Genomic DNA, 19,528 nt, shown 5'->3' with positions numbered 1-19,528 from the left:
CCCCGAGCCATGCTCAATACGCTGCGCAAGATCGTCCAGGAAGTTAACTCCGCCAAGGATCTCAAGGCGGCGTTGGGGATTATTGTGTTGCGCGTCAAAGAGGCCATGGGCAGCCAGGTCTGCTCGGTCTACTTGCTTGATCCCGAGACCAACCGCTTCGTCCTGATGGCCACCGAGGGCTTGAACAAGCGCTCGATCGGCAAGGTCAGCATGGCACCCAACGAAGGTCTGGTCGGCCTGGTCGGCACGCGTGAAGAACCCCTGAACCTCGAAAACGCCGCGGATCACCCGCGTTACCGCTACTTCGCCGAGACCGGCGAGGAGCGCTACGCCTCGTTCCTCGGAGCCCCGATCATTCACCACCGTCGAGTCGTCGGGGTGTTGGTCATCCAGCAAAAGGAACGCCGCCAGTTCGATGAAGGTGAAGAAGCCTTCCTCGTGACCATGAGCGCGCAGCTCGCCGGCGTGATCGCTCACGCCGAGGCCACCGGGTCGATCCGTGGTCTGGGCCGGCAGGGCAAGGGCATCCAGGAAGCCAAGTTCGTCGGTGTGCCAGGTTCGCCGGGTGCGGCGGTCGGTACCGCGGTGGTCATGCTGCCGCCGGCGGACCTGGACGTGGTGCCGGACAAGACCATCACCGACATCGACGCGGAACTGGCGCTGTTCAAGACCGCCATCGAAGGCGTGCGCGCCGACATGCGTGCGTTGTCGGCCAAGCTGGCGACCCAGCTGCGTCCGGAAGAGCGCGCGCTGTTCGACGTCTACCTGATGATGCTCGACGATGCCTCGTTGGGCAGCGAAATCACCAACGTGATCAAGACCGGCCAATGGGCCCAGGGCGCGTTGCGTCAGGTCGTGACCGATCACGTCAATCGTTTCGATTTGATGGACGACGAGTACCTGCGTGAGCGGGCGTCGGACGTCAAGGACCTGGGCCGTCGCTTGCTCGCCTATCTGCAGGAAGAGCGTCAGCAGAACCTGGTCTACCCGGAAAAGACCATTCTGGTCAGCGAAGAACTGACGCCGGCGATGCTCGGCGAGGTGCCGGAAGGCACGCTGGTCGGTCTGGTGTCGGTGCTCGGTTCGGGTAACTCCCACGTCGCGATCCTGGCCCGGGCCATGGGCATCCCGACGGTGATGGGCCTGGTCGACCTCCCGTACGCCAAGGTTGACGGCATCGACATGATCGTCGATGGCACCAAGGGTGAGGTCTACACCAACCCCAGCGAAGTGCTGCGCAAGCAGTTCACCGAGGTGGTGGAGGAAGAGAAACAACTGGCGCTGGGGCTCGATACCCTGCGTGACCTGCCATGCGTGACCCTCGATGGCCACCGCATGCCGCTGTGGGTCAACACTGGTCTGCTGGCGGACGTGGCGCGGGCGCAGAAGCGTGGCGCCGAAGGCGTTGGCCTGTACCGCACCGAAGTGCCGTTCATGATCAACCAGCGCTTCCCGAGCGAGAAGGAGCAACTGGCGATCTACCGCGAGCAGCTCGCCGCGTTCCACCCGCAACCGGTGACCATGCGCAGCCTGGACATCGGCGGCGACAAGTCGCTGTCGTACTTCCCGATCAAGGAAGACAACCCGTTCCTCGGCTGGCGCGGGATCCGCGTCACCCTCGACCACCCGGAAATCTTCCTGGTGCAGACCCGCGCGATGCTCAAGGCCAGCGAAGGCCTGAACAACCTGCGGATCCTGCTGCCGATGATTTCCGGCATCCACGAGCTCGAAGAGGCGCTGCACCTGATTCACCGGGCCTGGGGCGAAGTGCGCGACGAAGGCACCGACGTGCCGATGCCGCCGGTGGGCGTGATGATCGAAATTCCTGCGGCGGTCTACCAGACCAAGGAACTGGCGCGGATGGTGGACTTCCTGTCAGTCGGCTCCAACGACCTGACCCAGTACCTGCTGGCGGTGGACCGCAACAACCCGCGGGTGGCCGATCTCTACGACTACCTGCACCCGGCAGTCCTGCAAGCCCTGCAGACCGTGGTGCGCGACGCCCATGCCGAAGGCAAGCCGGTGAGCATCTGTGGCGAGATGGCCGGTGACCCGGCGGCTGCGGTGCTGTTGATGGCGATGGGCTTCGACAGCCTGTCGATGAACGCCACCAACCTGCCGAAGGTGAAATGGATGTTGCGCCAGATCAACCTGAGCAAGGCCAAGGATCTGCTGGCGGAACTGATGACCATCGACAATCCGCAAGTTATCCACAGCTCGCTGCAACTGGCCCTGAAGAACCTCGGGTTGGCGAAGATGGTCAGTCCAGCGGCGGCCAAACCTCTCTGAGCACAGGATCGCAGCCTTCGGGCTGCGATCTTCAGAGGTTGATTTCCACTTCCCCCAAGTGCCCGCCATACGGCCCGAAACTGCGCTCGACCATCCGCCGCGTCCCGTCCGCCTGCACGATCAGCGCCGTACTCGCCCGCGTCCCGTAGCTCTGGCTGGCAATAAACACACTCGACAGCAACGACTCGGTCGCCAGCCCCACGCCGGTATCCGGCAGCTCGGCAAACGGTGCCGTCTGCGCATCTCCCAACAACGCCAACAACCGGTCGGGCTGCGGATCATCCAGCACCGCACTCAATGCTGCCTTGGCCTTGAGCAGTTTCGGCCACGGCGTATCCAGCCCCGCGTTTGAAAGCCCGTAGAGGCCCGGTTGCAACATCACCGGTTCCGAAGACCGGGCGTTGAAATGCCACAGCTCGTTGGCATTGCCCAGCAGCAGATTGAACCCGGCATATTCCGGCGAACGGGCGACAACGTCGGATAAGTAGTCGTCAATCGACAGGTTTGCGGTCAGAAACCCCGCCACCAGTTCACCCCGCGAGCGCCTTGCAGGTGGTTGATGAGGATCGCGGATGTTGGTCAGCGCGGCAAAACGGCCGTTGGCGCCGAGGCCGAGCCAGGTGCCGCCGGCCTCCAGGTCCCGGCCTGCATGGACGTTCGGCGACTCGGGCCACTGGGCCAGCGGCAGGCTGGGGCGGGCGTAGAACTCGTCACGGTTGGCCGCGACGATCAGCGGCTGGGCATGCCCCGGCCGCCAGGCGAAAACGATCAGGCACATAAGGTGGTCCTTGTGTGTTTTTTGTCCACTCTACGCAGACATCGTCCGTGCATCCATCGCCAGTGGAGCCGAAGGGTATCCATCCGTTACCATGCCGCTCCGGTTTTGGGGACGTGCCTTGGGAGGCGGTCATGGAATTTCTGCTCTATCTGGCGCTGGGCGCCTGTGCGGGCGTACTGGCCGGGCTGTTCGGGGTGGGCGGCGGGATTATCATCGTCCCGGTGCTGGTGTTCAGTTTCACCTTGCAGGGCTTCGATCCGTCGATCCTGACCCATCTGGCGGTCGGCACGTCCCTGGCGACGATCATCTTCACGTCGGTCAATGCCGTGCGTGAACACCATCGACGCGGTGCGGTGCGCTGGCCGATATTCAAGTGGATGACCGTCGGCATCCTGCTAGGCGCCGGTTTCGGCGCGCTGACCGCCGAAGCGATTTCCGGGCCCAACCTGCAGAAGATCATCGGCGTGTTCGCCCTGGTGATCGCGGCGCAACTGGCGCTGGACGTCAAACCCAAGGCCAGCCGAACGGTGCCCGGCAAGCTTGGTCTGACCATGGCCGGCAGTGTGATCGGCTGGGCCTCGGCGATTTTCGGCATTGGCGGCGGCTCGCTGACCGTGCCGTTCCTGACCTGGCGCAGCGTACCGATGCAGCAGGCCGTGGCGACCTCGTCGGCCTGTGGTCTGCCGATCGCCGTGGCCAGTGCAATAAGTTTCATGATTCTTGGCTGGCATGATCCGTTGCTGCCGGCCCATAGTCTCGGGTTTGTGTATCTGCCGGCGTTGCTGGGCATTGCGCTGACCAGCATGGTATTCGCCCGTCTCGGCGCGCGGCTGGCGCACAAATTGTCGCCGAAGTTGCTGAAACGGCTGTTCGCCGCTTTGCTGTTCTGCGTGGGGCTGAGCTTTTTGTTCTGAGCAGGCCACAATCCTGGCTTAATCCTGAGGTGGCAGCGTCGCCCGGGAATTTTGAAGATTTGAACGCTAACGAGGAGTCGCAATGCTGCCTTACCCGCAGATCGACCCGGTGGCTCTGGCCATCGGTCCGCTGAAAATCCATTGGTACGGCCTGATGTATCTGGTCGGCATCGGCGGTGCGTGGCTGCTGGCGTCGCGCCGGCTTAACCGTTTCGACCCGACCTGGACCAAGGAGAAGCTCTCCGACCTGGTGTTCTGGCTGTCGATGGGGGTGATTGTCGGTGGGCGACTGGGCTATGTACTGTTCTACGATCTGAGCGCCTACATCGCCAACCCGACGCTGATTTTCGAGGTGTGGAAGGGCGGCATGTCGTTCCACGGTGGCTTCATCGGCGTGATGCTGGCGGCGTTGTGGTTCGGCAAGCGTAATGGCAAGTCGTTCTTCCAGCTGATGGACTTCGTGGCGCCGATGGTGCCGATCGGCCTGGGCGCCGGGCGTATCGGCAACTTCATCAACGCCGAGCTGTGGGGCAAGGCCACCGACGTGCCGTGGGCCATGGTGTTCCCGCCGTTCAGCGACCCGGCGCAACTGCCGCGTCATCCGTCGCAGCTGTATCAGTTCGCGCTCGAAGGTGTCGCGCTGTTCCTGATCCTCTGGCTGTTCTCGCGCAAGCCGCGGCCGACCATGGCGGTCTCGGGCATGTTCGCGCTGTTCTATGGCATCTTCCGTTTCATCGTCGAATTCGTCCGCGTGCCGGACGCGCAACTGGGCTACCTGGCCTGGAACTGGCTGACCATGGGTCAGGTACTCTGCGTACCGATGATCATCGGCGGGCTGTTCCTGATCTGGTTGGCCTATCGCCGTGCCCCGTCGGCGCCGGTTGCCCCGACAGCTTAAATATTCGACCCCCGGCGCGGTTGGCCGGGGGCAAGGACACAGGTAACTCATGAAGCAATATCTCGATCTGGTGTCGCACGTCATCAACAACGGCACCAAACAGGCCAACCGTACCGGCGTGAACACCATCAGCTTTCCGGGCGCCATGCTGCGCTTCGATCTGCAGGAAGGTTTTCCGGCGATCACCACCCGCAAGATGGCCTTCAAATCGGCCATCGGCGAGATGTGCGGCTTTCTGCGTGGCGTGAACAACGCCGCCGAATTCCGTGCGCTGGGCTGCAAGGTCTGGGATCAGAACGCCAACGAAAACGCCCAGTGGCTGGCCAACCCGTTCCGCCAGGGCGAAGACGACCTCGGCGAGATCTACGGCGTGCAATGGCGCAAATGGCCGGCGTACAAGCAGATCCCGTTGAGCAACACCGCCGCCATCGAACAAACCCTGAACAACGGCTACAAGCAGATTGCCCAGGGCGAAGAAGACGGCCAGGCCTATGTGGTGCTGTACAAAGCCATCGATCAGGTGCGCCAGTGCGTCGACACGATCATCAAGGATCCGGGCAGCCGGCGCATCCTGTTCCACGGCTGGAACTGCGCTCAGCTCGATGAAATGGCCCTGCCGCCGTGCCATCTGCTGTACCAGTTCCACCCGAATGTCGAGACCAAGGAAATTTCCCTGACCCTCTACATCCGCTCCAACGACCTGGGCCTGGGCACGCCGTTCAACCTCACCGAAGGCGCTGCGCTGCTGAGCCTGATCGGTCGCCTGACCGGCTACACGCCGCGCTGGTTCACCTATTTCATTGGTGATGCCCACGTCTACGAAAACCACCTCGACATGCTCAACGAACAGCTCAAGCGCGAGCCGTTCGCCATGCCGAAGCTGAAGATTTCGGATCGTGTGCCGGAGTTTGCCAAGACCGGTGTTTATCAGCCGGAATGGCTGGAGCTGGTGGAGCCGAGCGACTTCTCGCTGGAAGGCTACGAGCACCATGCGCCGATGACCGCGCCGATGGCGGTCTGACAAGCAACACGCAATACCCCTGTGGGAGCTAGCCTGCTAGCGATGGCGGACTTTCAGTCAACTTCACTGTTGAATCTGACGGCCCTATCGCTAGCAGGCTAGCTCCCACAGTGTTTCATGGTGCGCTCAGTGGCCGTGGCTTCTGCCCACATGGGAATGTTCGACTTCGGTTGCCACAACCCCGCCACTGACTTCCAGCCGCTGCAGGATCCCGCACTGATCCGCCTCCGGCCCTTCGCCACAACGCTGGCGCAGGTCGAGCAGTTGCGTCTGCAACGCCAATAACCCATCGATCCGCGCCTTGACGTGCTGGATGTGCTCGTCAATCAGCGCATTCACGCTTTCGCACTGATCCTGCGGACTGTCGCGCAAGGCGAGCAGGCTGCGGATTTCTTCGAGGGTCATGTCGAGGGTGCGGCAGTTGCGGATAAAGGTCAGGCGTTCGGCGTGGGCCTGGGTGTAGACGCGGTAGTTGCCGTCACTGCGGGCCGGCTCGGGCAGCAGGTTTTCGCGTTCGTAGTAGCGGATGGTTTCCACGGCGCAATCGGTCTGTTTCGCCAGTTCTCCGATTTTCATGACGGCAATCTCCAAAAGGGTGCTTGACCCTATAGTGGCTACAGGGTCTTTACTTGGCAACAGGCACCTTCATGGACGCGACCAATGAGCGATTCCCAGCACACTCACAAATCCCACGCGGGACACGACCACAGCCACAAATTGCAGCCTGTGCATAAACACGACCACGGCGCTGATTCCTGCTGTGCGTCAAAAGCCGCGGCACCGTCGCTGATTCAATTGAGCGAGGCGAAAAGCGCCGACGCCCGGCTGAGCAGTTTCCGCATCGAGGCGATGGACTGCCCGACCGAACAGACGCTGATCCAGAACAAGCTCGGCAAACTGGCCGGGATCCAGCAACTGGAATTCAACCTGATCAACCGCGTGCTCGGCGTGACCCACAATCTGCCGGACACCGCGCCGATCATCGACGCGATCAAATCCCTCGGCATGCAGGCCGAGCCGCTGGAAGCAGGCGTCGAAGCGCCAACGCCTGCGCCGGTGAAAAAACACTGGTGGCCGCTGGCGCTGTCCGGCGTCGGCGCACTCGCTGCCGAAGTGATCCACTTCACCAGCGCCGCCCCGACCTGGGTGGTGGCGATCATCGCGCTGATCTCGATCCTCAGTGGCGGCCTCACCACTTACAAGAAGGGCTGGATCGCCCTGAAGAATCGCAATCTCAACATCAACGCCCTGATGAGCATTGCCGTGACCGGCGCCGTGTTGATCGGCCAATGGCCGGAAGCGGCGATGGTGATGTTCCTGTTCACCGTGGCCGAGCTGATCGAAGCGCGCTCGCTGGATCGCGCACGCAACGCCATCAGCGGCCTGATGCAGATGACACCGGAGCAGGCGACGGTGTTGCAGGCTGACGGCAACTGGGTCGAACTGGACGTCAAAAGTATCGATCTCGGCGCCCGCGTGCGGGTAAAACCTGGCGAGCGTATTGCGCTGGACGGTGAAGTCGTCAGCGGCAGCTCGACCATCGATCAGGCGCCGATCACTGGCGAAAGCCTGCCGGTGGAGAAAACCGTTGGCGACAAGGTGTTCGCCGGCACCATCAACCAGGCCGGTTCGCTGGAATACGCGGTGACGGCAGCGGCCAACCATTCCACCCTGGCGCGAATCATCCACGCCGTGGAGCAGGCGCAAGGTGCGCGTGCGCCGACCCAGCGTTTCGTCGATCAATTCTCGAAAATCTACACCCCGGTGGTCTTCGTCCTGGCCCTGGCCGTGGCGATCATCCCGCCGCTGTTCATGGGCGCCGCATGGTTCGACTGGATCTACCGGGCGCTGGTGTTGCTGGTGGTCGCTTGCCCGTGTGCGCTGGTGATTTCCACGCCGGTGACCATCGTCAGCGGCCTCGCTGCTGCGGCGCGCAAAGGCATTCTGGTCAAGGGCGGCGTGTACCTGGAGGGCGGTTTCAAGCTCGACTATCTGGCCCTCGACAAGACCGGCACCATCACCCACGGCAAACCGGTGCAGACCGATTACCTGTCCCTCGATCCGACCGCCGACGCCACGGCCCCGGCCATTGCCGCGGCGCTGGCCGGGCGCTCCGATCACCCGGTGTCGCTGGCCGTCGCCAATGCGGCTGTGGATAAAGGTTTCGCGGCGCTGGTTGTGGATAACTTCGAAGCGCTGGCCGGCCGTGGCGTAAAAGGCGAGGTCAACGGTCAGGTCTACCATTTGGGCAACCACCGTCTGGTGGAAGAACTGGGCCTGTGCTCGCCGCAATTGGAAGAAACACTGTTCGCGCTGGAGAAGCAGGGCAAGTCCGTGGTGCTGCTGCTCGATCGTTCCGGCCCGCTGGCGCTGTTCGCCGTGGCCGACACGGTCAAGGAAACCAGCCGCGAGGCGATTCGCCAACTGCACGAACTGGGCGTGAAAACCCTGATGCTCACCGGCGACAACGTCCACACCGCGCAGGCGATTGCGGCGCAGGTCGGAATCGATCAAGCCAAGGGCGACTTGCTGCCGACCGACAAATTGCAAGCCATCGAAGACCTGTATGCGCAGGGCCGTCGGGTCGGCATGGTCGGCGACGGTATCAACGACGCGCCGGCACTGGCTCGGGCCGAGATCGGTTTTGCGATGGCGGCGGCTGGAACCGATACGGCGATTGAAACCGCCGATGTCGCCCTGATGGACGACGATCTGCGCAAGATTCCGGCCTTCATCAGCCTGTCCCGCAACACGGCCAGCATCCTGAAACAGAACATTGCGTTGGCATTGGTGATCAAGGCCATCTTTCTTGGGGTAACCTTCGCCGGGCTCGCCACCATGTGGATGGCGGTGTTTGCCGACATGGGCGTGAGCCTGCTGGTGGTGTTCAACGGTTTGCGCCTGTTGCGCAAATAGAGGAAGAGGGACGGTTGTGCTGAGTGCCGAGCTGAAAGCGTTTTACATGGTGGCCCGGCTGGGCAGCATCACGCTGGCGGCGAAAAAACTCGGCCTCAGCCAACCGACCGTGACCACCCAGATCCGCAATCTGGAAAGTCAGTATTCGGTGGAGCTGTTCTACCGTGGCGGCCGGCGTCTGAGTGTCAGCGAGGAAGGCGCGCGGCTGTTGCCGATGGTCAAGGCGTTGTTGCAGCAGGAAGCCGATATCGAGTTTTTCCTGCGCAACAGCGGTCAGGTGCAGGGCACGCTGCGCATCGCCGCCACCGCGCCGTATTACATCCTCGATCTGGTGAAGACCTTCCGCGAGCACCTGCCGCAGGTGGAAGTGTCAGTGGAAATCGGCAACTCGCAACAAGTGCTCGAAGCGCTGGAGGATTACCGGGTGGATGTCGCGGCGTCGTCGCAATTGCTCGACGATGCGCGGCTGATCCGCCGGGTGCTCGGCAGCGATCCGCTGGTGCTGGCGGTGCATCGCAATCATCCGCTGGCGGTGCACGACCATGTCACGCTGAGCGCGCTGGCCGGGCATACCTTGCTGATGCGTGAATCCGGCTCGACCACCCGGCGTCTCACCGAGGAATTGCTGGCCAGTGTCGGTGTCAGTTTCGGCCCGTTGCTGGAAATCGGCAGCCGCGAGTCGATCCGCGAGGCGGTGCTGCGCAACATCGGCATCAGCATCATTGCCCGTCAGGAAGTGCCGCACGATCCGCAGTTGCGGGTGCTGACCCTGGAGAATGCGCCGCAGATTCCCGAATACCTCTATTGCCTCAAGGAGCGCAAGAATGCTCGCTTGCCGGCGGCGTTTCTGGGGTTGGCGCAGGAAATGTCCCCGGCCTGAGATCTTCAGTGCCTGTTCAGGCCTCATCGCTAGCAGGCTAGCTCCCACATTGGATCTTCAGTGAATACAATGTTGTTAGCACCCGGCTCCCCTGTGGGAGCTAGCCTGCTAGCGATGGCGGCAGCCCGGACAACGGATAACCTCAAATCTGCCAATACCACTATCGGTCGTTTTTGCCTCACTGCCATATGACCGACGCATTACAACTCTAGGATTCGTCTCATCTGCTTGATGAGGCCTGTCCATGAACCCTGCAATCGCAACTGCCCTGACCAACCCCGGCGCACCGATGAAAGTGCGTGGCGTGCAGAAGCGCTTCGGCGCCTTCACTGCGCTGGATAACGTCTCCCTTGATGTTGCAGCCGGTGAGCTGGTGTGCCTGCTCGGCCCGTCGGGTTGCGGCAAGACCACTTTGTTGCGTTGCATCGCCGGTCTGGAAAAGCAGGACAGCGGCGAGTTGTACCTCGGCGAGCGCGATGTTTCCCATCTCGCGCCCCAGGCTCGGGATTACGGCATTCTGTTCCAGTCCTACGCGCTGTTCCCCAATCTGACCGTCGAAGCGAACATTGCCTACGGCCTCGCCGGCAGCGGTCGCGATGAAGTGCGCCGTCGCGTCGGTCAGATGCTGGAACTGGTCGGCCTCACCGGCAGTGAGAAAAAGTACCCGGGCCAGTTGTCCGGTGGCCAGCAGCAACGTGTGGCACTGGCCCGAGCCCTGGCCCCCGCGCCGTCGCTGTTGCTGCTCGACGAACCGATGTCGGCCCTCGACGCTCGGGTCCGCGAGCATCTGTGCACCGAGCTGCGCCAACTGCAACGCAACCTCGGCATCACCACCCTGATGGTCACCCACAATCAGGACGAAGCCATGCTGATGGCCGACCGCATCGCTGTGATGAACAACGGCAAGGTCGAGCAATACGCCACTCCGCAGGAAATCTACAACCGCCCGGCTACGCCGTTCGTGGCCGAGTTTGTCGGCCAGGGCAACTGGCTGCCGTTCCAGCGCAGCAGCGACAGCCACGCCAAGGTCGGCGGGATGAACCTGCGCCTGGCCGACGGCAGCGTCCACAGCCCGTCGGGCCGGCTGTTCTGCCGCCCGGAAGCGATCAACGTCAATCCGTTGGTGCATGAGGAAAACCTGTTCCCGGCCAAGGTCCGCGAGATCACCTTCCTCGGCAACCGCTGCCGCATGAGCTTCGAACTCGATCAATTGCCCGGTCACGCCTTGCTCGCCGAACTGGCGCCGGAAGCCATGCCGCGCCTCGGCGCCCAGCAGATCATGGTCGCCTTGCCGCCGCGCAGCCTGCAGGTGTTTGCCTGATGAACAGCAACCTTGCACTGCCGCTACCGCACAAGCAGGCGCGGCAGGTGTCCGGGGCCGAGGTCGGCGACCGGATCTTCGTCCTCGGCGGCAAACTCCTGCTGCTGGTGCTGCTCGGTGTGGCGGTGCTGTTGCCATTGCTGGCGATCTTCTGGCGCGGTTTCAGCAGCGAAGCCGGGCAGGGCGGTGGCTGGCTCGCCGCAAAGGCGCTGGTGACCAGCGACAATTTCCACTGGTTGCTCGGCAACAGCCTGAAAGTTTCCCTCAGCGTCGCAGCGATCGTCGTACCGCTGGCCTACCTGTTTGCCTACGCCTTGCAGCGCACGTTGATTCCGGCCAAAGGCATCTGGCGCGGGATCTCCCTGCTGCCGCTGATGGCACCTTCGATGCTGCCGGGGATTGCGCTGGTCTATCTGTTCGGCAATCAGGGCATGCTGCGGGGGCTGTTGTCGGACAACATCTACGGTTTTTGGGGGATTGTTCTGGGTGAGGTGATCTACACCTTCCCACACGCCTTGATGATTTTGCTGTCAGCCCTGTCGCTGGCGGATGCGCGACTGTTCGACGCCGCGTCGAGTATGGGCGCCAGCCCTGCGAAAGCTTTTCGCAGTATCACCTGGCCGGCGACCCGTCAGGCCGTCTTCGCCGCGTTCTGCCTGGTGTTCACCCTGACCATCACCGATTTCGGTGTGCCGGTGGTGGTCGGTGGCGACTATCAGGTGCTGGCGCTGGAAGCCTACAAAGCGGTGGTCGGTCAACAGCAGTTCGGTCGCGGCGCCTTGATCGGCATGGTTCTGCTGCTGCCGGCGCTATTCAGTTTCGGCGTCGATGCCTGGTTGCGTCGGCGTCACGGCGACGCCATGAGTGGCCGCGCCCAGGTGTTCAAACCGGCGCCGTCGAAGAAGCGCGATGCCTTTTATCTCAGCGTTGTCCTGCTGATCAGCGCCGCGTTGCTGCTGGTATTCGGCATGGCGGTGTTCTCGTCGCTGGTGAAGTTCTGGCCGTACAACCTGTCGCTGTCACTCAACCACTATCAGTTCAACGAAACTGCCGGCGGTGGTTGGCTGGCCTACGGCAACAGTTTGAAGATGGCGCTGGGAACCGCGTTGATCGGAAGCGTACTGATCTTTACCGGCGCCTACCTGATGGAAAAGACCCGCAGCCAGCGCGGGTTGAATCTGACGTTGCGCATGCTCAGTTTCGTACCGATGGCGGTGCCGGGGCTGGTGCTCGGTCTGGGTTACGTCTTTTTCTTCAACCTCACCGGCAACCCGCTGCACGTGCTGTACGGGACCATGACCCTGCTGATCGTCTGCACCATTGCTCACTATCTGACCACCGCGCAGATGACCGCCACCACCGCGCTGCGTCAGCTCGACGCCGAGTTCGAAGCCGCCGCGCTGTCGCTGAAAGCGCCGCTTTACCGGCATTACCTGCGGGTCACCGTGCCGATCTGCCTGCCGGCGCTGCTGGACATCGTGCGCTACCTGTTCGTCTCGGCCATGACCACCGTGTCCGCCGCGATCTTCCTCTACAGCCCCGACACCATCCTCGCGGCGGTGGCGGTGCTGAACATGGATGACGCCGGCAACGTCGGCGGCGCGGCGGCGATGTCGACCCTGATTCTGTTCACCTCGGCGGGCGTGTCCTTGCTGCTGGCGTGGGCTTCGCGCGGCCTGCTGCGCCGTTCCCAGGCCTGGCGGCAAACGGCGCCCGGCCACTGATCCACGACTAATCCCTAAAGCCTCAACTCACCGACAGGAAAACGATCATGTTCAAGCCTATGGCCCTGGCCGCTGCTGTGCTCGCGACTTTCAGCCTGAATGCCTTCGCGGCAAAAACCGAGTTGACGGTGTACACCGCCCTCGAAGCCGAACAGCTTAAGAGCTATAAGGAAGCCTTCGAAAAGGCCAACCCGGACTTCGAGATCAAGTGGGTGCGCGATTCCACCGGGATCATCACCGCCAAACTGCTGGCCGAAAAGGAACGCCCGCAGGCTGACGCAGTGTGGGGCCTGGCGGCGTCGAGCCTGGCGATCCTCGATCAGCAAGGCATGCTGCAAAGCTATGCGCCGAAGGATCTGGGCAAGATCGGCGCGAACTACCGCGACGCCGCCAACCCGCCAGCCTGGGTCGGCATGGACGTCTGGGCCGCGACCATTTGCTTCAACACCGTCGAGGCCGAGAAACAGGGCCTGACCAAACCGGTGAGCTGGCAGGACCTGACCAAGCCTGAGTACAAAGGCAAGATCGTGATGCCGAATCCGGCTTCGTCCGGCACCGGTTTCCTCGACGTCAGCGCCTGGCTGCAAACCTTCGGCGAGAAGCAGGGCTGGGCCTATATGGACGGTCTGCACCAGAACATCGGCCAGTACGTTCACTCCGGTTCCAAGCCTTGCAAACTGGCGGCGGCGGGTGAATTCCCGATCGGGATTTCCTTCGAATACCCGGCTGTTCAGCTCAAGCGCCAGGGCGCGCCGCTGGACATCATCCTGCCGAAGGAAGGCCTGGGCTGGGAGATCGAGGCGACTGCCGTGATCAAAGGCACGCCGCACGAAGAGGCCGCGAAGAAACTGGCCGACTTCTCCGCCAGCGCCCCGGCGATGGACCTGTACAAGCAAAACTTCGCCGTTCTCGCCCAGCCGGGTATCGCCAAGCCGCAGACCGAACTGCCGGCCGACTACGAGCAGCGCCTGATCAAGAACGACTTCGCCTGGGCCTCGAAGAACCGCGACGAGATCCTGACCGAATGGCGCAAGCGCTATGACGGCAAGTCCGAGAAAGTCGCGGCCAAGTAAGATCTTCATCGACTGACAGGGCCTCTTCGCGAGCAAGCCCGCTCCCACATTGGATATCCAGTGAACACAAATTCTGTGCACACCTGATCCACCTGTGGGAGCAGGCTTGCCGGCGATGGCGGTCTCTCATTCAGAGCACCTCTAGATGACACAACACAAAGACTTGTTGATCGTCGGCGCCGGCATCCTGGGCCTGTCCCATGCCTATGCCGCCGCCCGGCGAGGTCTCAAGGTCACGGTTTTCGAACGTACCGCCACGCCACTCGGCGCCTCGGTACGCAACTTCGGCCAGGCCCTGGTCACCGGCCAGCCACCGGGCCCGATGCTCGAACTGGCCAAGGCCAGCCGCGAGATCTGGGGCCAGTGGGCGCAGCTCGCCGGGCTGCAACTCAAGCGCAACGGCTCGTACCTGTTCGCCCGCACCGAGGCGGAAGAACATTTGCTGGAAGCCTTCTGCGCCGGGCGCGCCGTGGAGCATGACTACCGCGTCGAGCTGCTGCGCGGTGCCGAATTGCGCGATCTGTACGGTGGTCAGTTCAGCCATCACCGCGCCGCGTTGCATGGCATGGACGATCAACAGCTGTATTCCCGGGAAGCGATTCCGGCGCTGATCGACTACCTGCGTCGCGAACTCAACGTCGAGTTTCACTTCTCGACGCTGGTGCGCGACGTCGAACCGGGGCGTCTGCACAGCACCGCCGGGATCTTTACCGCCGAGCAGATCATCGTCTGTTCCGGTCACGATTATCAGACCCTGCTGGCCGAGCCGATTGCCGCCCTCGACCCGCAAATCTGCCGCCTGCAAATGCTCCGCGCCCGGCCGCAGATCGACCTGAACCTGCAACACGCCTTGCTCACCGGCCTCAGTTGCGTGCACTACGGCGCCTTCGCCGATCTGCCGGAAGCCGCAGCAGTGCAGGCGCAAATCCTGCGCGAGCAACCGCACTTGCAGGAAAACGGCATTCACCTGCTGATCAGCCCGACGCCGTATGGCGAACTGATCATTGGCGATTCGCACCATTACGGCAGCGATCCGTCGCCGTTCAACGCCGAGCAGGTCGACAACTGGATGCTCGAACTGGCCGAACAGACCCTCGGCTGCAAGGTGCAAGTGGTCGAGCGCTGGCAGGGTGTCTATGGTTCCCAGGGGCCGGGGCCGTTTTCGTTTTTGCGGCCGGCGTCGGGGTTGAATGTGGCGCTGATGCACAGCGGCGTTGGTATGAGCGTCGGCCCGGCCATGGCCGAGCGCAATGTGGCACAGCTTTTTGGAGAGAACTGATGTTGAGTCACGAGCAAGTCATCGCCCGGGTGTTCGGCCTCTATGAGCGTTTCGGCGTCAGCGACTACATCGGCGAACCGGTGTCGCAGATCGAGCACATGTCCCAGGCGGCGCAACTGGCCATCGCCGAAGGCTTCGACGATGAAGTGGTGCTCGCCGCGTTCTTCCATGACATCGGCCATTTGTGTGCCGAAGGCGCAGAGAACATGGGCGGTTACGGCGTGGTCAGCCACGAACGCCTCGGCGCGGACTATTTGCGTGAGGCCGGCTTCGGCGAACGTCTGGCGCGGCTGGTGGAATATCACGTCCAGGCCAAGCGCTATCTGACGCTCAGGGAGGCGGGCTACTACGAGCGCTTGAGCGAAGCCAGCCGCCGCACCCTGGAATATCAGGGCGGGGTGATGACCGAGGCTGAAGCGGATGCGTTCGAGCAGGATCCGTTGTGTGCTGTCAGCCTGCGAATGCGCCAGTGGGATGAGTTGGCCAAAGAAATGGCTGTTCCGGTGATGGATCTTGCGCTGTTGAAGCACAAGGCTTTTACCGTGCTGTCTCGCGAAGCGCGCTGAACCTTCTTACGCCAAACCGGGAAACGGTGCATGGCGCGTGTTGCCCCTTCGGCCCAGACTGGCTCTTTGCCGAAGGAGCGCACGGATGCGTTTTTTGAAAGTGATTGCCCGGGATCGATCGGGCAGCGGCGCAGGGGACAGTGTCCAGCTGCGCTTTCATGACAGTGAACAGGACTGGCGCGAAGCCTCGGCTCGCGAGGTGGCGCAACTACGCAGCTTCACCAGCACCTATCTGAAATGTGCCTGGTTCAACGCGGCCGACGAGGATACGCGACATCTGCGGATCTTCGCTCTGAACCCCGGCAGCGATGGAACGCCGGAATCAGTGAGGCTGCACTTTCACCAGGGCGAAACCATTGCTTACAAGGCCGCCGTCCACGACCTGGATAACGATGGCCGCTTCGAGGTTGTCCTGTGTTCGGACGTCGACAACGACGGGCGCGCCAATCGCACCGATCGCAGTCGGTTGACGGCGCTGGTCAAACAGTTCCTCAAGCTCGGCTGGTTCTAGAGCTCGAGGACCTTGCTCACCAGCTCATCGATCTGTTCCTGACGCTGGGCCTGATTCAGCTTCGGATGCGGGTTGAGCGACGACCATTGCGGATGGGCCCGGGCGATGTTCAGCGCTTCCGGCAACTTGCCCTCACGCCAGGTCTTGTCCTGCGGCGTCGCCACCTGAACGGCGTCCATCGCCGCATGACCACGAACATTCAGCGCTTGTAACAATTGCCGCTGACGCAATGCCAACAGGCGCAGCACGTTGTCGTCGACCGTCAGTTCCCGCTGCCCTTTGATCTTGTCCAGCAGGCGGTTGCCATAGCTGCGGGCGGTTTGCAGGGCGCCGCCGGCAATGGCACCGGCCAGTGCGGCGGCGCCGAGGGTGATGCCGCCGACCAGCAAATCCACGCCCGCACCGGCTGCGGCTCCGGCGGCAATCCCGCCGCCGACCCGCACGCCGAGCTGCTTGAGGGTTTCCGGGTTGAACAGGTCATCGCCCCAGCGTCCGTCGAGCAGCGGCAGATCGCTGGCGGCGGCGTCCTGCGGGCGGAAGGCGTAGAGCTTGAGCAGCGCTTCGACGCAGCGTTGTTCGCGCTGGCGCACGGCTTTGCGCAGTTCGCTGATGGCCTGTTGTTCCTGCTCGGCGTTGCTCGCCACACTGCGTCGGCACGCGGCGCAGTCGATCAGCAATTCGGCAATCAGGCGTGCGGCGCTTTGCTCGCGGGCGAGGCGTTGGGCCTGTTGATCGGCGATCAGGCGTTCAAGTTGTGGGCGGGCATTTTCCAGCAACAGTGCGAGGCTTTCGTACAGCCGCCGCTCCCCGTCTTCGGGCGGGGCGACGCTGTCGAAACGCACCAGCGCGTGCAGGCCGAGGCGCGCCAGGGCTTCACGCCAGTCCGGCTCGCGGTGGTTGGCGCTGCTGACGAAATTCAGCACCGGCAGCAGCGGCTTGCCGCAACTGGCCAGCACTTCCAGTTCATCGCGGTACTTGGCCAGCACCGGTTCGCGGGCGTCGATCACGTACAGGCCGGCATCGGAATCGAGCAGTTGCCGCAGCACCTTGGCTTCCTGTTCGAAACGCTGGCGCGCTTCGCTGCCGTCGAGAAACCGCGCCAACCGTGCCGGGCCGTCGAGGCGTTCGCCGGGGCGTTCCAGACGTTCGAGAAAATCCAGCAGGGCGATGGCGTCTTCCAGACCGGGTGTGTCGTAGAGGTCGAGCAACGCTTCGCCATCCACTGACAACCGCGCACCTTCGACATGTCGGGTGGTGCTCGGTCGATGGGAGACTTCACCGAAGCCGACGTCGCGGGTCAGGGTACGCAACAGCGAAGTCTTGCCGACGTTGGTGTGGCCGACCACCGCCAGTTTCAGCGGTGCTTTCCAGGCATCAGTCATGTCCGTGCTCCAGCCAGTTCAACGGGGCGCAATCGGCGAACGGCAGTTGCAGCTGTTGCAATGCGACGTGCCAGTCACCGAGGCGTTCGGCGTCCAGCGCTTGTCCTGGCGGTGCCTGCAACAGCCAGACCCGGGTCGCGGCGGCATTGCGTGCCAGCTCGGCGATCAGCGCCAGGCTGCCGCGATCCGGCGAACGTCGTGGGTCGCAGGCAATCGCGAGGCGCGCCGGGGGGAAACGGCTGAGTTGTTCGAGCAGTTTGTTGCGCGATTCACGGCTGTCGAGGATGCCGGCGTTGCTGACGTTTTTCGGCAACGCCGGTGGCCATGGGTGTTGATCGTCCAGTTCGATTGCCACCAGAAGCGCGCCATCGCTGGCGTGTTCGCCGACGGTGCTTTCGACGCGGTGCAATTGCGCAGGCTCGGGGTCGGTGATGCCGAGGCGTTCGCTGGTCGGCATCAGGCGTTCGCGCAACTGGGCGTAACCGGGCAGGTTCAGGTCCAGACGCAATGCGGCCTTGCCGCTGTTCCAGCGCCAGAAGCAAAACAGCGCCAACAGCAGGCGCGGCAGCACGCCGTACACCACCAGCACGCCGGCCAGCCAGGTCGCCCAGGCCTGACGGGCGCTTTCGATGTTCAGCGCGGTGTCGCCGCTGGCGCGGATCATGTCCACGGTCGGCACGTTGAAGCCCAGCAGCGCCGGCAAGGCGCCGAGGGCCTGGGTCATGTTGATGAACGTGTCGGCACTGAGAATCGTGGTTTCCCAGACGAAGCCGTAGCGCCGGGTCGCCATCAGCGTCAGCAGCAAAACCAGCGCGCTGACCATCGCCAGCAACCACAAACCGTTGACCAGCGAGCCGAGCGCCCAGCGATTGAGTTTCTGGCGTTGCAGCATCAACAACAGGGCCGGCGCCAGTTGCGCAGCCTTGGCGTCGCGGGCGAGTTTTTCACTGAGCCACAGCCACAAGCGGCCAAGGGTGGCGCCATGTTCGCCAGCGAAGATCAGCCCCAGCGCCCAGCTCAACAGCAGAATCAGATTCAGCCCGAGCAGACTGCCCAGGGCCCAGAACACATTGACCGGCGTCTGGCCCAGTGCGGCGAAGGCCAGGCCGGCGCCGCTCAGAACCGCGAAGATCGCCAGCAACACCAGCGCCAGACGCGCGCCTTGCAGCCAGTGCTTGAGCGCAGAGGTCAGGCCGTCGCGCTCGGCCAGCCACAGGGCGCGGCGTTGAATGCGTCCCGGCAGATCGCCGCCGGCCGCGCGGGCCAGGCGATTGGCTTCCTGATCGTCCAGCGGGCCTGCGTGTTCTTCGCGCAGGCGCACGGTTTCGGTGAGCCAGAGGTTTTGCAGTGAAGTCAGTTCAGTCACGCGGCATCCCGTTGCTTGATTGAGCCGTGAGCATAACCGCTGTGGCGCTTATCGGGGTAAGGGCGGCTCTGGTATCCTCGCCGGCATGACTAAATCACTCCCCCTCAGCCTGATTGCAGCCCTCGGTGAAAACCGTGTGATCGGCGTCGACAACAGCATGCCCTGGCACCTGCCGGGGGACTTCAAATACTTCAAGGCCACGACGCTTGGCAAGCCGATCATCATGGGCCGCAAGACCTGGGATTCGCTGGGTCGTCCGTTGCCGGGTCGCTTGAACATCGTGGTCAGCCGTCAGGCCGGTCTGGTGCTGGAAGGGGCGGAAGTCTATCCGTCGCTGGAAGCGGCCGTGGTTCGCGCCGAAGCGTGGGCGAAAGAGCAGGGCGTCGATGAGTTGATGCTGATTGGCGGGGCGCAGTTGTATGCGCAGGGGATGGAGCAGGCGGATCGCTTGTATCTGACCCGTGTGGCATTGAGCCCGGAAGGGGATGCGTGGTTTCCGGAATTCGATCTGAGCCAGTGGAAGCTGGTGTCGAACGTGCCGAATCCGGCTGAAGGCGACAAACCGGCTTACAACTTCGAAGTCTGGGAAAAAGCCTAAGAGCATCGCTGG

The 19,528-nt window shown here is 63.0% G+C and carries 17 protein-coding genes; 13 read left to right on the top strand and 4 right to left on the bottom strand.

What is annotated here, in order from left to right; genetic code table 11:
- Positions 1-9: 9 nt before the first annotated feature.
- On the top strand, positions 10-2,289 hold the full coding sequence (gene ptsP / locus C6Y56_RS27280) for a phosphoenolpyruvate--protein phosphotransferase (protein ID WP_169432342.1): 2,280 nt from the start codon (positions 10-12) through the stop codon (positions 2,287-2,289).
- A 31-nt stretch (positions 2,290-2,320) separates the two neighbouring features.
- Here ptsP and C6Y56_RS27275 read toward each other — a convergent pair whose 3' ends face one another.
- Positions 2,321-3,067: an NRDE family protein gene (locus C6Y56_RS27275; RefSeq protein ID WP_169432341.1), complete on the bottom strand. Its 747-nt coding sequence runs from the start codon at positions 3,065-3,067 to the stop codon at positions 2,321-2,323.
- 131 nt (positions 3,068-3,198) lie between these two features.
- On the opposite strand from C6Y56_RS27275, the gene C6Y56_RS27270 reads away from it, so the two are divergent.
- The 3 genes from C6Y56_RS27270 (at position 3,199) to C6Y56_RS27260 (ending at position 5,900) form a co-directional block, all read left to right on the top strand.
- A complete protein-coding gene (locus C6Y56_RS27270) occupies positions 3,199-3,981 on the top strand; it encodes a sulfite exporter TauE/SafE family protein (protein ID WP_096817504.1) in 783 nt (260 codons plus the stop codon).
- A gap of 82 nt (positions 3,982-4,063) precedes the next feature.
- Complete coding sequence (lgt, locus tag C6Y56_RS27265; RefSeq protein ID WP_169432340.1) at positions 4,064-4,879, top strand: prolipoprotein diacylglyceryl transferase; 816 nt, start codon at positions 4,064-4,066, stop codon at positions 4,877-4,879.
- Positions 4,880-4,928: 49 nt separating this feature from the next.
- Positions 4,929-5,900 (top strand): thymidylate synthase, encoded by a 972-nt coding sequence (locus tag C6Y56_RS27260; RefSeq protein WP_169432339.1) that lies wholly within the window; start codon positions 4,929-4,931, stop codon positions 5,898-5,900.
- A 126-nt stretch (positions 5,901-6,026) separates the two neighbouring features.
- Here C6Y56_RS27260 and cadR read toward each other — a convergent pair whose 3' ends face one another.
- Positions 6,027-6,476, bottom strand: a complete 450-nt coding sequence (cadR, locus tag C6Y56_RS27255) for a Cd(II)/Pb(II)-responsive transcriptional regulator (protein ID WP_064600182.1) — start codon at positions 6,474-6,476, stop codon at positions 6,027-6,029.
- 84 nt (positions 6,477-6,560) lie between these two features.
- On the opposite strand from cadR, the gene C6Y56_RS27250 reads away from it, so the two are divergent.
- The 8 genes from C6Y56_RS27250 to C6Y56_RS27215 all read left to right on the top strand — a co-directional run bounded on the left by C6Y56_RS27250 (position 6,561) and on the right by C6Y56_RS27215 (position 16,170).
- Entirely contained in the window at positions 6,561-8,816 is a 2,256-nt protein-coding gene (locus C6Y56_RS27250) for a heavy metal translocating P-type ATPase (RefSeq protein ID WP_169432338.1), read from the top strand.
- A 16-nt stretch (positions 8,817-8,832) separates the two neighbouring features.
- On the top strand, positions 8,833-9,696 hold the full coding sequence (locus C6Y56_RS27245) for a LysR family transcriptional regulator (protein ID WP_169432337.1): 864 nt from the start codon (positions 8,833-8,835) through the stop codon (positions 9,694-9,696).
- A 244-nt stretch (positions 9,697-9,940) separates the two neighbouring features.
- Positions 9,941-11,017 (top strand): putative 2-aminoethylphosphonate ABC transporter ATP-binding protein, encoded by a 1,077-nt coding sequence (locus tag C6Y56_RS27240; protein ID WP_007953451.1) that lies wholly within the window; start codon positions 9,941-9,943, stop codon positions 11,015-11,017.
- Complete coding sequence (locus C6Y56_RS27235; RefSeq protein WP_169432336.1) at positions 11,017-12,741, top strand: putative 2-aminoethylphosphonate ABC transporter permease subunit; 1,725 nt, start codon at positions 11,017-11,019, stop codon at positions 12,739-12,741. The genes C6Y56_RS27240 and C6Y56_RS27235 overlap by 1 nt, the downstream gene beginning before the upstream one ends.
- Positions 12,742-12,788: 47 nt before the next feature.
- The gene (locus C6Y56_RS27230; RefSeq protein WP_169432335.1) at positions 12,789-13,814 is read left to right on the top strand and encodes a putative 2-aminoethylphosphonate ABC transporter substrate-binding protein; all 1,026 of its coding nucleotides are present in this window, start codon (positions 12,789-12,791) and stop codon (positions 13,812-13,814) included.
- Between the two features lie 145 nt (positions 13,815-13,959).
- Positions 13,960-15,093: a TIGR03364 family FAD-dependent oxidoreductase gene (locus tag C6Y56_RS27225; RefSeq protein WP_169432334.1), complete on the top strand. Its 1,134-nt coding sequence runs from the start codon at positions 13,960-13,962 to the stop codon at positions 15,091-15,093.
- Positions 15,093-15,659 carry a phosphonate degradation HD-domain oxygenase gene (locus C6Y56_RS27220; RefSeq protein WP_169432333.1) on the top strand — a complete coding sequence of 189 codons (567 nt, stop codon included), beginning with the start codon at positions 15,093-15,095 and terminating at the stop codon, positions 15,657-15,659. The genes C6Y56_RS27225 and C6Y56_RS27220 overlap by 1 nt, the downstream gene beginning before the upstream one ends.
- 85 nt (positions 15,660-15,744) lie before the next feature.
- Complete coding sequence (locus tag C6Y56_RS27215) at positions 15,745-16,170, top strand: hypothetical protein (RefSeq protein ID WP_169432332.1); 426 nt, start codon at positions 15,745-15,747, stop codon at positions 16,168-16,170.
- Here the strand turns inward: C6Y56_RS27215 and C6Y56_RS27210 are convergent.
- Positions 16,167-17,552 carry a GTPase/DUF3482 domain-containing protein gene (locus tag C6Y56_RS27210; protein WP_169432331.1) on the bottom strand — a complete coding sequence of 462 codons (1,386 nt, stop codon included), beginning with the start codon at positions 17,550-17,552 and terminating at the stop codon, positions 16,167-16,169. The two genes, C6Y56_RS27215 and C6Y56_RS27210, sit on opposite strands and share 4 nt — an antisense overlap.
- Positions 17,545-18,918 carry a DUF2868 domain-containing protein gene (locus C6Y56_RS27205; RefSeq protein WP_169432330.1) on the bottom strand — a complete coding sequence of 458 codons (1,374 nt, stop codon included), beginning with the start codon at positions 18,916-18,918 and terminating at the stop codon, positions 17,545-17,547. The genes C6Y56_RS27210 and C6Y56_RS27205 overlap by 8 nt, the downstream gene beginning before the upstream one ends.
- A gap of 85 nt (positions 18,919-19,003) precedes the next feature.
- On the opposite strand from C6Y56_RS27205, the gene C6Y56_RS27200 reads away from it, so the two are divergent.
- Entirely contained in the window at positions 19,004-19,516 is a 513-nt protein-coding gene (locus tag C6Y56_RS27200; RefSeq protein WP_169432329.1) for a dihydrofolate reductase, read from the top strand.
- The last annotated feature ends 12 nt before the right edge of the window (positions 19,517-19,528 follow it).

The sequence above is a fragment of the Pseudomonas fluorescens genome, from assembly GCF_012974785.1.
GTDB classification, from domain to species: Bacteria; Pseudomonadota; Gammaproteobacteria; order Pseudomonadales; family Pseudomonadaceae; genus Aquipseudomonas; species Aquipseudomonas fluorescens_BT.
This window is presented reverse-complemented; position numbering and strand designations above follow the sequence as displayed.

Coding starts and splice junctions, on each gene's coding strand:
- C6Y56_RS27230 (WP_169432335.1), top strand. CDS start 12,789: ATGTTCAAGCCTATGGCCCTGGCCGCTGCTGTGCTCGCGACTTTCAGC.
- C6Y56_RS27250 (WP_169432338.1), top strand. CDS start 6,561: ATGAGCGATTCCCAGCACACTCACAAATCCCACGCGGGACACGACCAC.
- C6Y56_RS27225 (WP_169432334.1), top strand. CDS start 13,960: ATGACACAACACAAAGACTTGTTGATCGTCGGCGCCGGCATCCTGGGC.
- C6Y56_RS27235 (WP_169432336.1), top strand. CDS start 11,017: ATGAACAGCAACCTTGCACTGCCGCTACCGCACAAGCAGGCGCGGCAG.
- C6Y56_RS27210 (WP_169432331.1), bottom strand. CDS start 17,552: ATGACTGATGCCTGGAAAGCACCGCTGAAACTGGCGGTGGTCGGCCAC.
- C6Y56_RS27215 (WP_169432332.1), top strand. CDS start 15,745: ATGCGTTTTTTGAAAGTGATTGCCCGGGATCGATCGGGCAGCGGCGCA.
- C6Y56_RS27200 (WP_169432329.1), top strand. CDS start 19,004: ATGACTAAATCACTCCCCCTCAGCCTGATTGCAGCCCTCGGTGAAAAC.
- cadR (WP_064600182.1), bottom strand. CDS start 6,476: ATGAAAATCGGAGAACTGGCGAAACAGACCGATTGCGCCGTGGAAACC.
- lgt (WP_169432340.1), top strand. CDS start 4,064: ATGCTGCCTTACCCGCAGATCGACCCGGTGGCTCTGGCCATCGGTCCG.
- C6Y56_RS27275 (WP_169432341.1), bottom strand. CDS start 3,067: ATGTGCCTGATCGTTTTCGCCTGGCGGCCGGGGCATGCCCAGCCGCTG.
- C6Y56_RS27240 (WP_007953451.1), top strand. CDS start 9,941: ATGAACCCTGCAATCGCAACTGCCCTGACCAACCCCGGCGCACCGATG.
- C6Y56_RS27220 (WP_169432333.1), top strand. CDS start 15,093: ATGTTGAGTCACGAGCAAGTCATCGCCCGGGTGTTCGGCCTCTATGAG.
- ptsP (WP_169432342.1), top strand. CDS start 10: ATGCTCAATACGCTGCGCAAGATCGTCCAGGAAGTTAACTCCGCCAAG.
- C6Y56_RS27260 (WP_169432339.1), top strand. CDS start 4,929: ATGAAGCAATATCTCGATCTGGTGTCGCACGTCATCAACAACGGCACC.
- C6Y56_RS27270 (WP_096817504.1), top strand. CDS start 3,199: ATGGAATTTCTGCTCTATCTGGCGCTGGGCGCCTGTGCGGGCGTACTG.